Source organism: Sinorhizobium sp. NFACC03 (genome assembly GCF_900103435.1).
Taxonomy (GTDB): Bacteria; Pseudomonadota; Alphaproteobacteria; order Rhizobiales; family Rhizobiaceae; genus Ensifer.
On sequence record NZ_FMXF01000014.1, the window covers coordinates 51,054 to 63,362 of the forward strand.

Consider the following 12,309-nt stretch of genomic DNA (forward strand, 5'->3'; position numbering starts at 1 on the left):
TTCGGGACGCGGCAGCACCGCACGGATACCGCAAGGCATGCAGCAAAAGGAGGAAAGCACGTGAAGGCGCTGATCCCAATATTTTTCCTCGGTCTCTTCACGACCGCTGAGGCACAGACGATCAAGTTCGTCACCGAGGAGTACCCCCCTTACAATTTTTCGACCGAGAACGGTCCGAGCGGTGCTGCGGTAGATCAGGTCAAGCGGATCATGGAGCGGCTGAAACAGCCTTACACGATCGAGGTTCTGCCCTGGGCGCGGGCTTTCATGCTGGCCGAAACCGATCCTGCCTATTGCGTTTTCACCACCGGCCACGACGCCAAACGCGACAAGAAGTTTCAATGGGTCGAACCTCTGCTGGTCGATCATATGGTTATGGTTCGCCACGCCGGCTCAGACATAGCACCGGCTTCGCTGGAAGCAGCACGTCAGTACACCGTAGGCACCCAGCGCGAGGATTTTTCCGCAACCTATCTCAGGGACCACGACTTTCCGAAGATCGACTATGCCGCAAACCTCGATTCGAGCGTGAAGAAGCTGATCGCCGGACGCGTCGATCTGCTGATGACGTCAGAGAAAACCTTCCAGAGCATGCGCGCCGAGGGCAAACCGGTCGAGGCGGCGCTGGTGCTTGAAGGCAAGCTCTACGGCATCGCCTGCCACCGCGATGTATCGCGGGCAACCGTCGCCGCGATGCAGCGCGAACTGGACCGGTTGGTCGGCAACGGCACCCAGGACGAAATCTTCAAGCACTACGGCCTCACGCCGAATGCCAGCCTGCGCGCCGAGAAATAAGCGTTGACTTCCCCCGGGCACGATGATCTTGGATGGCCCCACCCCGAAATCATCGACGCGTGACGACATGCTGATCATCGTAGGGCTTGGCAATCCAGGTTCGAAATACGCCACCAACCGGCACAATATCGGCTTCATGGCGGTCGACGTCATTCACCGCCGGCACAGCTTTTCCTCCTGGTCGAAGAAGTTCAAGGCCGAGATCGCCGAAGGCGAGATCGGCGGCGAACGCGTGCTCCTGATGAAGCCGCAGACCTTCATGAACCTCTCAGGCGAAGCGGTCGGCGAGGCCATGCGCTTCTACAAGCTGCAGCCGAAGGATATTACCGTCATCTATGACGAACTCGACCTGCCGGCCGCCAAGGCGCGGCTCAAGGTCGGCGGCGGCCATGGCGGCCACAACGGCATCAAGTCGATCGATGCCCATTGCGGCAAGGAGTATCGCCGCCTGCGTCTGGGCATCGGCCATCCCGGCGTCAAGGACCTCGTTCACGCCCACGTTCTCGGCGATTTCGCCAAGGCCGACCAAGCCTGGCTGATACCGCTGCTCGACGCCATCGCCGACAATGCCGACATGCTGGTGCGCGGCGAGGATTCCCAGCTTCTGAACAAGATCGCGCTCGCGACCGGCGGCAAGCCGGAAGCGGACAAGCCCGAAACCCCGAAGAAGCAGAGCGCGCAATCGCACATCCACCAGGCGCGCAATTCAGCCCAGCCAAAGAAGCTGCCGGCGACCGGCCCGATGGCCGACATGCTGAAGAAGATGTTCGGCTCGAAGGGCGACTAGCTTCCCGTTTCCGGAGCGAGCACTAGTTTTCGCTCAGGTCGGCTTTGAAGACCGGCCTGGAGCACGCCCTATGAGCCTCCCGGTGATTGACTGGCTTCTCGCTTCGGATCCTTCGATCCGCTGGCAAGTGATGCGTGACCTGCTGGATGCCCCGGAACCTGTGTGGAGGGCCGAGCGAGCCAAGGTGGAGACCGAAGGCTGGGGCTCCAGACTGCTTTCGCATCAGGACGACGACGGCCAATGGGCGGGCGGCGCCTTCGTTCCGGCTGGTTTTGACGCGCGCGAGTGGTCCGAGCGCGGTCAACCCTAGACGGCCACGTGCTTTTCGCTGTCGCAGCTTGACTTCTTCCGCATCAAACGGATAGCCGCGAACCTGAAAGAGACCCGAACGCCTAGGCGGCTCTGTGCGCTGCCAGAAAGATCCGCACCGCCTCGGCCGCATGGGCCTGCAGAACCTCCGGCGCCGGAATGGCGCCGTCGCCGAGCAGCATGGCGTCGTTCACCGGCCCACCCATGACGAGCCAGTTGAAGAACCCGCCAGCGACCTGCACATCCTTCACCCGGATGTCGCCCTTCTCGCCATAGCGCTTGAAGGCGACGGCAAGCCGCCTGATCGAGCGCATCGGTCCGCGCTCGTGCAGCGCTTCGCCAAGCTGCGGAAAGCGCTCGACCTCGGCAATCACCAGGCGCCGCACCTGCATCAGCCGCGGCGTCATCACGATCGTCAGCAGCTGGGTGGCATAGTCGAGCAGGAATTCCTCGATCGGCTCATCGCCGTCAGGATCGGCGACCTGCTCCTGGAACTCATCGCCTGCCCCACCCGTCATGCTGCGCACGACCTCCAGAAACAACGCCTCCTTGCTCTGGAAATGGGAATAGACGGTTTGCTTCGACACTTCCGCGGTCGCCGCGATCTCATCCATGTTCGTGCCGAGAAAGCCGTGTTTCAGGAAGAGATCGCTTGCCGCCGCCACGATCCCCTTGCGGGTACGCTCCATGCGCGTCTTTGCGCCATTGCTCAATTCTGCCCCTCCGCCTTGCTGCACGTCACAAATCATCTGCCCCACACAATAGGCCAGTCGGATTGACAAATCAAACTGGACGGTACAGTCTAGTTAATGAGCCGATATCGGGAGAGGGCCATGGTGAAACCACAAGCAAGAATTCGGATTGCCGCCTGTCGCTGCGGTCAGGTTGCCTTTGAAGCCGTCGGCGAGCCGATTGTCGGCGCCGCCTGCTATTGCACCAGTTGCCGCACCGCCGGCGAGCGCTTCGAGGCCCTGCCCGAAGCGTCGCCTGTGCTGGAAGCCGACGGCTCGACGCGCTTCGCGCTCTACCGGAAGGACAGGATCCGCTGCATCCGGGGCAGCGAGCTTTTGCGCGAGCATCGGTTGACGCCCGAGGCGCCGACGCGAAGGGTGATTGCGAGTTGCTGCAACGCCGCCATGTTCCTCGAATTCAAAGGCGGCCACTGGCTGAGCGTCTACAATCAGCGTTTCGCCCCGGACGAACAGCCGCCGCTCGAAATGCGGACCATGACGAAAGATCGCAAGGCAGGCGTCGAGTTCAACGACACACTGCCGAGCTACAAGACGCATTCGGGCCGCTTCATGTGGCGGCTTTTGACCGCCTGGGCGGCCATGGGATTCAAGGCGCCCAGGATCGACTATGTGAAAGGTGAGGCCAATGGCATCTCAGGCTGAGAAGATCGAGATCGAAAACATCGTCTCGCCCGGCCACAAATACCGTGTCGACCGGGTAAAGTACGAGGCAATGCGCGAAGCCCTGCTCGCGGTCCTGCCGGCCACACCGGGGCTGACCGTCGCGGAAGCGAAGGAGCGGCTATTGCCGTTGTTGCCGCAGGACCTTTTCCCCGAGGGTGCAAAGGCCGGCTGGTGGCTGAAGGCGGTTCAGCTCGATCTCGAAGCCAAGGGCACGATCAAGCGGGAAGCAAGCAAGCCGCTTCGTCTACATAAGAAAACATAAAGCGAACCGGCGACCCCCGCCATCCTTCGTACCGGCCGCTCGTTATTCCTCGGGTTCGGTGGTGAAGAGCAGCGGAAAACCCGCTTCCTTGGCAAGATCGGTCGCCGCCTTGGCCTTGGTTTCCGCAATGTCGCGCACACAGACGACGACCACCGAAGTGCCCATCTTGTGCGCCGTCATCATCACGCGGTAGCCGGCCTCCTCGCTCATATGGAACACGGCCTTGAGCACGCCGACGACAAACTCGCGCGGCGTATAATCGTCGTTGAGCAGCATGACTTTGTAAAGTTTCGGCCGTTCGAGCTTCGGCTTGACCTTCACTTTGACTTTTCTGGCAACCTCGTTGTCACTCATCGGAACCACCCCGTTGATGACAGAAAGAACGGAAATTCCTTAAACCAGAACCGATTTAGGGACAAAATCGTGAAGCAGATCTAAATGTTACAGCGACGCGCGGCGCTATATGCGCACTATCCTACGGGCGGGCGCACCGATCAAGCAAAAGCAGGGGCGGCAGTCACCGTCGGTCAGTTGGCGGGCCAGTGCCCGACGAACATCGTCGCCGCCTCGTCATAGGAGCGGGCCCGCTCCAGTGCCGCCTCGGGCGCCTGCTTGCGCGCAAGAAGCGCATGATAGAAGCAATGCACGAAGAGCGGCGCATCGGCCCCTTCGGGCGAACCATCGGGAGCGACGTAGAGGGCTGCGCCACCCGCCCCGACAAAGGCATCGCCGTATGCCTTGCCGCCGGTTTCGCAGCAGGTGCTGAGAACGATCTTGCCGCCGAGCCTGGCATGCTCGGCAACGACCGAAGGCGGCAGGCTACCGTCGACTAGCATCGATGTGTCGATGCCTTCGCAATACTCGCCGAAGACGAAACCATTTTCGTCGCCGTGACCGCAAATGACCAGATGCTGATGCACGAACTCGCCGCCGGCGATCAAGGTCAGGAAGTCCCCGGGTGTCCCCGGCAGATGCAGCGTGACGACGGCGCTAAGGCTCTCCAGCATGGAACGGATCAGCAGGGCTTCAAGCGTGTCGCCGATATCGACGACGGCCACCGGCACGCGCGGGAACATGAATTTCTGATCGATCAATGTGGGCTCCTCAGACTTTTCGCCGCGACGGGACCGGCGGATTTCTGAGGGCATATGCGGCCCAAATACCGCGCGTTCAACGGCGCAAGCCCCTTATTTACCGTGAACGGGGTGTCCACCCTTGACCAGGAAGCGCCCTTCCCGCATAGCCACGCCAACGGAATTTAAGGATACGGACGAGACCCCATGGGCTTCAAATGCGGTATTGTCGGGCTGCCGAACGTCGGCAAGTCCACGCTCTTCAACGCACTCACCAAGACGGCGGCCGCCCAGGCAGCCAACTACCCGTTCTGCACCATCGAGCCGAACACCGGCGAAGTGGCGGTGCCGGACCCGCGCATGCGCAAGCTTGCCGACATTGCCAAGTCGAAGGAAATCATCCCGACGCGCATCTCCTTCGTCGATATCGCCGGCCTCGTGCGTGGCGCGTCGAAGGGTGAAGGCCTCGGCAACCAGTTCCTCGCCAACATCCGCGAAGTGGATGCCGTCGTGCATGTGCTGCGCTGCTTCGAGGATGACGACATCACCCACGTCGAAGGCCGCATCCACCCGGTCGCCGATGCCGAGACGATCGAGACCGAGCTGATGCTCGCCGACCTCGACAGCCTCGAGCGCCGCACCGAGCAGACCCGCAAGCGCGCCGGCGGCAAGGACAAGGACTCCATGGCGCAGTTGCCGATCATGGAAGCCTCGCTGAAGCTGCTGCAGGACGGCAAGCCGGTACGCACGCTGCTTGCCACGCTCGATGCCGAAGAGCTGCGCATCCTGCAGGGCCTCAACCTCCTGACCGCCCATCCGGTGCTCTACGTCTGCAACGTCGCCGAAAGCGATGCGGTCGACGGCAACGAACACACCCGCGCGGTTGCCGAAATGGCAAAGGCGCAGGGGGCCGAAAGCGTCGTGATCTCGGCGGCGATCGAATCCGAAGTGGCACAGCTGCCGGAAGAAGAATCCAAGGAGTTCCTGAGCGCGCTCGGCCTAGAAGAAGCCGGTCTCGACCGTCTGATCCGCGCCGGCTACAAGCTGCTCGACCTCATCACCTACTTCACCGTCGGCCCCAAGGAAACCCGCGCCTGGACGATCCAGCGCGGCACCAAGGCACCGCAGGCGGCCGGCGTCATCCACACCGACTTCGAGCGCGGATTCATCCGTGCCAACACGATCGCCTACGAGGATTACATCACGCTCGGCGGCGAAGTGGGCGCCAAGGAAGCCGGCAAGGCGCGCGACGAAGGCAAGGAATACGTCGTCCAGGACGGCGACGTCATCCACTTCCGCTTCAACACGTAAGACGTGGCGCGGCGATCTTGCGTAGCAGGCGCAAGATCAAAGAGACAAGGTGCGCTGCAACGGTGCAGCGCACGCAGAGAACTCGGTATCACGGCGCGGCATGCAACCGCGCCGTTATCGTTTCCGGTAGCAGGTCCATGACCATACGGCGCAACCGCTGCCAGAAGATGCCGATGAAGAGTACGGTCACGCCGACCACCGCGAAGGCGACGAAGACGTAGCTGTCGAGCGACGCGCCGGTCTGGCTCAGCATCGTCCACACCGCGCCCCCGAGCGACACCAGCCCCGACGTGACGAACGCACGCCGGTCGATGACCAGCCCGACCAGCATGAAGGCCGCAACGATCAGGATCGCGGCAACCGCTTGGCCGAAGCCGGCCTGACCGTCCCACCAGGTGCTGCCACCGTTCGACAGGAAAACCAGGCCCATCAGTGCGTAGAGCAATGCCGGTGCTGCGGCCAGGTGCAGCCAGAATGCCGTATCGGAGCGCGCGGTCTCACGCTGTGGATCGGAAACGTCGTAGCGCATGGCGGCCGCAAAAAGGCCCAGGGCTCCAACAAGAACAGTGAGCGCGAGAAGCATGAAATGGTCTTCGTTGGCAAGGTCGATCCCCAGGATCTTCTCGAGGGCAAGAAGGATCGCGACCACGCAGATGAGTGCGATCGATACCATCAGACCGGCCAGCGCCAGTGGTACACGATAGCGCCAGTAGAACAGGCCCAGCGGGATCGGGAACGCCGATAGGTAGGCGAGTGCAAAGATCAGCGGTTTCCAGGCATCCTCCTGCTCGCTCACGAACATCAGCGACGTCGTTCCGACCCAATGCACGAGCGCGACCGTCAGCGCCACCGACGGCAGTGCCAGCCGCTGGCGTCGCACCAGGATTTCGGCAAGAACGAGAATGACCGGCAGCGTTGCGAACGGACCACCCAGACCCCAAAGGCCGATCAGCACGACAATGACGCCGATGGTGATCAGGATATCGTGAAATCCCCGCACGAACCGCGGCTGCTCGCTGTCTTCGGCTGCACGCGCATCAAGCGCAGCGTCATGTCGCTCCGCGGCGGCATCCGGCGCCGTCGGCCCGAAGATCATGCCGCGGTCCGCAAGATAGGCTTCCAGATCTCTCACCTGGTTCGCTGAGATGATCCCTTTTTCGGCAGCGCCTGCGAGCGCTCTGTTCAGTTCGGTCACGAATGCTCCTCGATCAAGCGCCGGCGGATGCGGCAGCTAGACAGGTGGTTGCATGAACGTCCGGCATGCGCAACCTGGAAATTCAGCCCGCGCTGCCTCGCAACAGATCCGCTCAAATGGATTCCGCTTCGATAAATTATGCAGTAGGTAGACGGCAGCAAATCAGACGGGACAACTCAAGCATGCTGTATTTCGAGGATTTTTCCGAAGGGCGCCGTTTCGACTACACGCCGGTCGAGATGAAGCCGGCGGAGATGATCGCCTTCGCCAGTGAGTTCGACCAGCAGCCGATGCATCTCGATGAGGAAGCGGGAAAACGCAGCATTCTTGGCGGCCTTGCCGCGTCCGGCTGGCACACCAGCGCCGTCGGCATGCGCATGATGCTCGACGCCTTCATGGGCAATTCGACGTCTCAAGGGTCGCCCGGCATCGACTTCATGGACTGGAGGAAGCCGGTCATCGCCGGCGATATCCTCAATGGCTTCAGCCTCGTGCTCGAGGCGCGGCGGTCGAATTCGAAGCCCGATCTCGGCATCGTCAAATTCCGCAACGAAATCACCAACCAGGCGGGTGAGCCCATGGCGGTCTCCGAATGCACCGTTCTCTTTCGCTGCCGCGAGAAGGGGCAAGCCTGATGATGACGATGGAAGAATTTTACGCCGCCAGGGCCAGGACCGCCATCGGCAGCCTGACCTTCACGGCCGAAGACATCATCCGCTTCGCCCGCGACTTCGACCCGCAGCCTTTTCATCTCGATGAGGAAGCGGCACGGCATTCGCTGTTCGGCGGGCTTTGCGCATCGGGCTGGCATACCAGCGCCGGATGGATGCAATGCTTCGTCCGCTTCTGGAGGAACGAGCAGCGCCGGCTCGCCGCCGAGGGTCTGCGTGCGCCGAACCTCGGCCCCTCGCCCGGTTTTCGCGATCTCAAATGGTTGAAGCCGGTCTATGCCGGCGACACAGTCACCTATTTCGTGACCTTCCTCGAAAGCCGCTCGCTCACCTCGAAACCCGGCTGGCGGATCAACACGATCCTGTGCGAAGGCGACAACCAGCACGGCGAGGCGGTGATCCGCTTTGAGAGCAAGGTGATCGAGTTCGTGTAGCAACGAGCGCCGCCTTCGGGCGACGCACCTCCAGAGACATCTTAATTCCAGCGCGGTTTGCGCGTAAAATCAGCACCAGACAAAGCGCGGTGCCGACTGTCACTTACCCCGTGCGGGATGCCCGCCTTGCATCAAGGAAACGGGAGTGTTGGCCATGGAAAAAACCCATGTCTGTGAACTGGCGGACGCCTATCTGCGTCTTGGCGGCCATCGCCGTGTCGTGATCGACGATAACGAGACATCCGTCAGAAGTTGGGAAGACGAGCCTCCGGAAGCCGAACAGTTTTGGCAAAAGGAAGTAGAGACACTGCCACCCGCCACACAGCGTGAAGTTCAGCTGATGTTGCGGACGATCAATCGCCTCTGAAGCGATCGAAAATGATCCGGTGCGGAACGCGCGGATTTCGATCCGCAATGCCGCTATCGCCCGTCAGGATCAGTGGCCTTCGAATTCGATCAGCGTGCGGACATTGACGCCGAGCGCTTCGAGCTTCTTGCGTCCACCGAGATCGGGGAGATCGATGACGAAGCAGGCGGCGACGATATCGGCGCCCATCTGCTTCAGAAGCTTGGTGGCCGCTTCCGCCGTCCCGCCGGTCGCAATCAGATCGTCGACGAGAATCACCTTCTCGCCCGGCTTGATGGCGTCCTTGTGCATCTCCATTTCGTCGACGCCGTATTCCAGGCTGTAGGCGATGCGCACGGTGTCGTGCGGCAGCTTGCCCTTCTTGCGGATCGGAACGAAGCCGGAAGAAAGCTGGTGTGCAATCGCGCCACCGAGGATGAAACCGCGCGCTTCGATGCCGGCGATCTTGTCGATCTTGGTACCGGCGTAGGGATGCACCAGCTCATCGATCGCACGGCGGAATGCGCGCGGATTGCCGAGCAGCGTGGTGATATCGCGAAACATCACGCCCGGCTTCGGATAATCAGGAATGTTCCGGATGGCGGAGATCAGTTCCGATTGAACGGTGGTCATGGGCAAAAGGGCCTTTGCGTCTCTTGTTACCGCAAACCCATAACACCATCGGCCTCTTTGTCTATAACGGTTTCTTCTCGCGTCGTCGGCGGGAACAATTGGCCGCCCTTGGGGGTTGATGCTACTCTAATCGTGCGGTCGCCCGAAAGGCGCGCCGCGCTCTCGCATCAAACTTTAGACAGGGAAGGAAGCACCATGCGCCTGTTTGAATGCGGTTCCCTCGTCCCGGGTTGCGAATGGCACACGCGCGCCGACAACGATGCCGAAATCGTGCGCCGCGCCGTCGAGCACATGCGCGAAACGCACGGCGAGACGGTTATTCGCGAAAACATGATCGACAACATCAAGGCCCGGATCACCGACGAATCCAAGGCGGCGTAACCGTCCGGCCAAGGCGGCGTAAGCCGTCCGGCCAAGGCAGGCTAGCCGTCCTCAAGGCGGCGCTAGCCGTCCGATTAGTCCGGCTGCACCATGGCTTCGAGCCGGGCGATGAGGTTTGCCCGGTCGAGACTGAAGTTGCGCTCGATCCAGAGATTTTCGAGTTCGCTGAGGATTTCTCCCACGCGCGGGCCGGCCGGAACGCCGGCCTTCAGCACATCGCCGCCATTCAGCGGGAAGCTCGGCCGCTTCCAGGCGTCGGCGCGTGCCAGCAGCCGGCGCAGCGCAGCGGTTTCGGACAGCAGCGCCGGATCGCCTTCCGACTTGCGCCGTGCCGTTGCCAGCGCCAGCCGCAGCCCTGTGACAATCCCCTCCACTCCATGACGATAGAGCAACCGATCGAAGGCCGTATCGACGGTGGTCGCGGGGACCGCCGGCGCCTTGGCCCAGCGGCTGAAATAGGCAGCTTCCGCCTTCGACAGACGCAGACGCTCCGCCATTGCCTCCAGCCGCTCTTCGTCCGGCGGCACGATCGCGGCCAGGCGCAGAAGCGGATCCGGCGCCCAGCCAAAGGCCCGCTCGGCGGCAACGATATCCGGGATCGCGTCGATGCCCCATTTTTCCGTTTCCGGCAGAACTTCGGTCAGCACGCCTGCCTGGCGCATCCACAGCAGCGCGCGGCCGGGATCGGCGGCGGAAAGCAACTTCTTTGTTTCGGCCCAGACCCGCTCGGCCGAAAGCGTTGCAAGCTTCGAGCGCGCCCTGGCACAGGCGCGCAGGCCCTCGGCATCCGGCCTGCCGCTGCCGTAATGCGCGAAGAACCGGAAGAAACGCAGGATGCGCAGATAGTCCTCGGCAACCCGCTCTGAAGCATCGCCGATGAAGCGCAGCGTGCGCGTCTCGATGTCCGAGAGCCCGCCGACATCGTCGAACACGTCGCCGCGGTCGTTCGCGTAAAGTGCATTGATGGTGAAATCCCGCCGTTCTGCATCCGCCTTCCAGTCGCTGCCGAAGGCGACTTCCGCGCGGCGGCCATCAGTCGAAACATCACGCCGGAGCGTCGTCACCTCATAGGGCGTACCGTCGATGACGAGCGTCACGGTGCCGTGATCGATGCCTGTCGGCACCACCTTGATGCCTGCCGCCTTCGCCCGCTCGGACACTTCGTCCGGACGCCAGGTGGTCGCCATATCGATGTCGCCGGCCGGCAGACCCATCAGGCTGTTGCGTACCGCGCCGCCGACGACCCGGACCTCGCCGCCCTCGACGTTCAGGACCTCGAAAACACGGCGGAGAGAGGGCGATGAAAACCAGCCTTCGCCGGCAACGGAAGTCATGCGTAAAGCCTTTCATAAAGCATGCGGAGAATGCCGGCGGTGATACCCCAGATGTTATGGTCACCATAGGGCATTCGATAGAAATGCCGCTCCTCGCCCTGCCAATGCCCGCGACCGCGGGCGTGATTGCTGGGGTTCATCAGGAAGGACAGCGGCACCTCAAAGACGCTTTCGACCTCGTCCGGATTGGCGATCAATTCGAAGCCGGGCTTGACCACCGCCAGCACCGGGGTAATGCGGAAACCGGACATGGCCATGTAATGCGGCAGCCGACCGATGGTCTCGACGAAGCGCGGATCGAGACCGATCTCCTCCTGCGCTTCGCGAAGCGCCGCCACTTCGACGGACCGGTCTTCGGGATCGACGGCCCCGCCGGGAAAGGCGACCTGACCGGAATGCTTGCGCAGGCTCGCCGTGCGCTGGGTCAGGATGACGCTCGCATCGTCACCATCGTCGACGACGGGCACGAGGACTGCGGCATCCTTCAGATGCAGCGTCTCCAGATAGGGCACGATGCCCGGATTGAGCAGGAAATCGCCATGGTCGCGCCAGGAGGTTTCCACAGGTCCGCCCATCTGGGTAAGCGCACGTCGACGGAATTCGTCAGCGGAGAAGAGATGCCGGTTCATCGCGACAGCGCTTCCAGCTCTGCCGCCGGCATGATCGGGAAGACGGCGCCGCCCGAGCGCACGCAGAACATCTCGGTGCCATCGACTTCAAGCGTCTCACCGAGTTCGACGATGTCATACATGACGGGCCGGGAGACCAGCGCCTCCAGACGCCCGCGCACATGCAGATATGGTTTCAGCTCCCGGTTCTCACCGTGGATGACGAAGCGCAGCGGATGCTCCGGCCCGGCTTCGACCACATCGCCGACATTGGTGCGGAAGGTCAGGAGCTGGCCCTGTTCTCCTTGGGTCATGCTCATTTCGACGGCCACGAAGGGCGCATCGACGATGCGGATGCCGACCTTTTCCACAGGAGTCACGAGATAGGTGTGCCCATCCTCGTCCTTGCGCAAAACGGTGGAAAACAGCCTGACCAAGGGCTGCCGGCCGATCGGTGTGCCGAGATAGAACCAGGTGCCGTCGGCGCGGATCTCCATGTCGATGTCGCCGCAGAACGGCGGATTCCAGCGGTCCACCGGCGGCAGGCCGCGCGCCTTTTCGCCGGTCTGCCCCGCAGCACGCGCAATCAGTGCCGCCAGTCCGGCGGCATCGCCGGTTTGCTGAATTTCGGCTTCTGCCATTGTTCCGTCCCGTTTGACCCCGATTTTCAGATCGAGACCTTTGATATGTCACGAGATAGTGCGTCGGCGCCGACTTGTCAGCCGTCCGGCAGGGTCTAAATTGGAATTTGGCAA

The 12,309-nt window shown here is 62.2% G+C and carries 17 protein-coding genes and 1 pseudogene; 10 read left to right on the forward strand and 8 right to left on the reverse strand.

From position 1 onward, the window contains the following. Window positions 1–60: 60 nt before the first annotated feature. From BLU35_RS18315 to BLU35_RS18325, 3 genes and pseudogenes are all read left to right on the forward strand, one after another. Entirely contained in the window at window positions 61–795 is a 735-nt protein-coding gene (locus BLU35_RS18315) for a substrate-binding periplasmic protein (protein WP_093233978.1), read from the forward strand. A 67-nt stretch (window positions 796–862) separates the two neighbouring features. Next, window positions 863–1,582, forward strand: coding sequence for an aminoacyl-tRNA hydrolase (pth, locus tag BLU35_RS18320; RefSeq protein ID WP_093234029.1), 720 nt, complete (start codon window positions 863–865; stop codon window positions 1,580–1,582). Between the two features lie 70 nt (window positions 1,583–1,652). Further along, window positions 1,653–1,889, forward strand: a pseudogene (locus BLU35_RS18325) (squalene cyclase); the annotation flags it as partial. Between the two features lie 85 nt (window positions 1,890–1,974). Here the strand turns inward: BLU35_RS18325 and BLU35_RS18330 are convergent. Then, on the reverse strand, window positions 1,975–2,604 hold the full coding sequence (locus tag BLU35_RS18330) for a TetR/AcrR family transcriptional regulator (RefSeq protein WP_286161550.1): 630 nt from the start codon (window positions 2,602–2,604) through the stop codon (window positions 1,975–1,977). A gap of 120 nt (window positions 2,605–2,724) precedes the next feature. Between BLU35_RS18330 and BLU35_RS18335 the strand changes: the two genes are divergently transcribed. Both BLU35_RS18335 and BLU35_RS18340 read left to right on the forward strand, forming a co-directional pair. Next, a complete protein-coding gene (locus BLU35_RS18335; protein ID WP_113737070.1) occupies window positions 2,725–3,285 on the forward strand; it encodes a GFA family protein in 561 nt (186 codons plus the stop codon). Then, window positions 3,269–3,568, forward strand: coding sequence for a DUF6958 family protein (locus tag BLU35_RS18340; protein ID WP_058326543.1), 300 nt, complete (start codon window positions 3,269–3,271; stop codon window positions 3,566–3,568). Before BLU35_RS18335 ends, BLU35_RS18340 begins: the two co-directional genes overlap by 17 nt. A 42-nt stretch (window positions 3,569–3,610) precedes the next feature. Here the strand turns inward: BLU35_RS18340 and clpS are convergent, their stop codons facing one another. Continuing rightward, window positions 3,611–3,922 carry an ATP-dependent Clp protease adapter ClpS gene (gene clpS / locus BLU35_RS18345; protein ID WP_057253114.1) on the reverse strand — a complete coding sequence of 104 codons (312 nt, stop codon included), beginning with the start codon at window positions 3,920–3,922 and terminating at the stop codon, window positions 3,611–3,613. A 173-nt stretch (window positions 3,923–4,095) separates the two neighbouring features. Continuing rightward, window positions 4,096–4,662 (reverse strand): hypothetical protein, encoded by a 567-nt coding sequence (locus BLU35_RS18350; RefSeq protein ID WP_093233980.1) that lies wholly within the window; start codon window positions 4,660–4,662, stop codon window positions 4,096–4,098. Between the two features lie 186 nt (window positions 4,663–4,848). Between BLU35_RS18350 and ychF the strand changes: the two genes are divergently transcribed. Beyond that, window positions 4,849–5,952, forward strand: coding sequence for a redox-regulated ATPase YchF (gene ychF, locus BLU35_RS18355; protein ID WP_093233981.1), 1,104 nt, complete (start codon window positions 4,849–4,851; stop codon window positions 5,950–5,952). 88 nt (window positions 5,953–6,040) lie between these two features. On the opposite strand, the gene BLU35_RS18360 is transcribed toward ychF, so the two are convergent. Beyond that, complete coding sequence (locus tag BLU35_RS18360; RefSeq protein ID WP_286161551.1) at window positions 6,041–7,147, reverse strand: hypothetical protein; 1,107 nt, start codon at window positions 7,145–7,147, stop codon at window positions 6,041–6,043. Between the two features lie 182 nt (window positions 7,148–7,329). Here BLU35_RS18360 and BLU35_RS18365 point away from each other — a divergent pair, with 182 nt between their 5' ends. The 3 genes from BLU35_RS18365 to BLU35_RS18375 all read left to right on the forward strand — a co-directional run bounded on the left by BLU35_RS18365 (window position 7,330) and on the right by BLU35_RS18375 (window position 8,619). After that, the gene (locus tag BLU35_RS18365) at window positions 7,330–7,782 is read left to right on the forward strand and encodes a MaoC family dehydratase (RefSeq protein WP_093233982.1); all 453 of its coding nucleotides are present in this window, start codon (window positions 7,330–7,332) and stop codon (window positions 7,780–7,782) included. Next, the gene (locus BLU35_RS18370) at window positions 7,782–8,252 is read left to right on the forward strand and encodes a MaoC family dehydratase (protein ID WP_082616006.1); all 471 of its coding nucleotides are present in this window, start codon (window positions 7,782–7,784) and stop codon (window positions 8,250–8,252) included. The genes BLU35_RS18365 and BLU35_RS18370 overlap by 1 nt, the downstream gene beginning before the upstream one ends. A gap of 154 nt (window positions 8,253–8,406) precedes the next feature. Next, on the forward strand, window positions 8,407–8,619 hold the full coding sequence (locus BLU35_RS18375; protein WP_057253108.1) for a hypothetical protein: 213 nt from the start codon (window positions 8,407–8,409) through the stop codon (window positions 8,617–8,619). Window positions 8,620–8,688: 69 nt separating this feature from the next. On the opposite strand, the gene BLU35_RS18380 is transcribed toward BLU35_RS18375, so the two are convergent. After that, window positions 8,689–9,231 carry an adenine phosphoribosyltransferase gene (locus BLU35_RS18380; RefSeq protein ID WP_057253106.1) on the reverse strand — a complete coding sequence of 181 codons (543 nt, stop codon included), beginning with the start codon at window positions 9,229–9,231 and terminating at the stop codon, window positions 8,689–8,691. A 195-nt stretch (window positions 9,232–9,426) separates the two neighbouring features. On the opposite strand from BLU35_RS18380, the gene BLU35_RS18385 reads away from it, so the two are divergent. Beyond that, window positions 9,427–9,612, forward strand: coding sequence for a DUF1059 domain-containing protein (locus BLU35_RS18385; protein ID WP_057253104.1), 186 nt, complete (start codon window positions 9,427–9,429; stop codon window positions 9,610–9,612). Window positions 9,613–9,686: 74 nt separating this feature from the next. On the opposite strand, the gene BLU35_RS18390 is transcribed toward BLU35_RS18385, so the two are convergent. From BLU35_RS18390 to BLU35_RS18400, 3 genes are read right to left on the reverse strand one after another with little or no spacing between them, the layout of a single operon-like run. Continuing rightward, window positions 9,687–10,946: a CCA tRNA nucleotidyltransferase gene (locus tag BLU35_RS18390; RefSeq protein ID WP_093233983.1), complete on the reverse strand. Its 1,260-nt coding sequence runs from the start codon at window positions 10,944–10,946 to the stop codon at window positions 9,687–9,689. Next, on the reverse strand, window positions 10,943–11,575 hold the full coding sequence (locus tag BLU35_RS18395; RefSeq protein ID WP_093233984.1) for a CoA pyrophosphatase: 633 nt from the start codon (window positions 11,573–11,575) through the stop codon (window positions 10,943–10,945). Before BLU35_RS18395 ends, BLU35_RS18390 begins: the two co-directional genes overlap by 4 nt. After that, window positions 11,572–12,195, reverse strand: coding sequence for a DUF1285 domain-containing protein (locus BLU35_RS18400; RefSeq protein WP_093233985.1), 624 nt, complete (start codon window positions 12,193–12,195; stop codon window positions 11,572–11,574). Before BLU35_RS18400 ends, BLU35_RS18395 begins: the two co-directional genes overlap by 4 nt. Window positions 12,196–12,309: the final 114 nt, after the last annotated feature.

Bases quoted from the DNA above. Each gene is read 5' to 3' on its own strand.
- pth (WP_093234029.1), top strand. From the start codon at position 863: ATGCTGATCATCGTAGGGCTTGGCAATCCAGGTTCGAAATACGCCACC.
- BLU35_RS18335 (WP_113737070.1), top strand. From the start codon at position 2,725: ATGGTGAAACCACAAGCAAGAATTCGGATTGCCGCCTGTCGCTGCGGT.
- BLU35_RS18340 (WP_058326543.1), top strand. From the start codon at position 3,269: ATGGCATCTCAGGCTGAGAAGATCGAGATCGAAAACATCGTCTCGCCC.
- clpS (WP_057253114.1), bottom strand. From the start codon at position 3,922: ATGAGTGACAACGAGGTTGCCAGAAAAGTCAAAGTGAAGGTCAAGCCG.
- ychF (WP_093233981.1), top strand. From the start codon at position 4,849: ATGGGCTTCAAATGCGGTATTGTCGGGCTGCCGAACGTCGGCAAGTCC.
- BLU35_RS18365 (WP_093233982.1), top strand. From the start codon at position 7,330: ATGCTGTATTTCGAGGATTTTTCCGAAGGGCGCCGTTTCGACTACACG.
- BLU35_RS18370 (WP_082616006.1), top strand. From the start codon at position 7,782: ATGATGACGATGGAAGAATTTTACGCCGCCAGGGCCAGGACCGCCATC.
- BLU35_RS18375 (WP_057253108.1), top strand. From the start codon at position 8,407: ATGGAAAAAACCCATGTCTGTGAACTGGCGGACGCCTATCTGCGTCTT.
- BLU35_RS18380 (WP_057253106.1), bottom strand. From the start codon at position 9,231: ATGACCACCGTTCAATCGGAACTGATCTCCGCCATCCGGAACATTCCT.
- BLU35_RS18385 (WP_057253104.1), top strand. From the start codon at position 9,427: ATGCGCCTGTTTGAATGCGGTTCCCTCGTCCCGGGTTGCGAATGGCAC.
- BLU35_RS18390 (WP_093233983.1), bottom strand. From the start codon at position 10,946: ATGACTTCCGTTGCCGGCGAAGGCTGGTTTTCATCGCCCTCTCTCCGC.
- BLU35_RS18395 (WP_093233984.1), bottom strand. From the start codon at position 11,575: ATGAACCGGCATCTCTTCTCCGCTGACGAATTCCGTCGACGTGCGCTT.
- BLU35_RS18400 (WP_093233985.1), bottom strand. From the start codon at position 12,195: ATGGCAGAAGCCGAAATTCAGCAAACCGGCGATGCCGCCGGACTGGCG.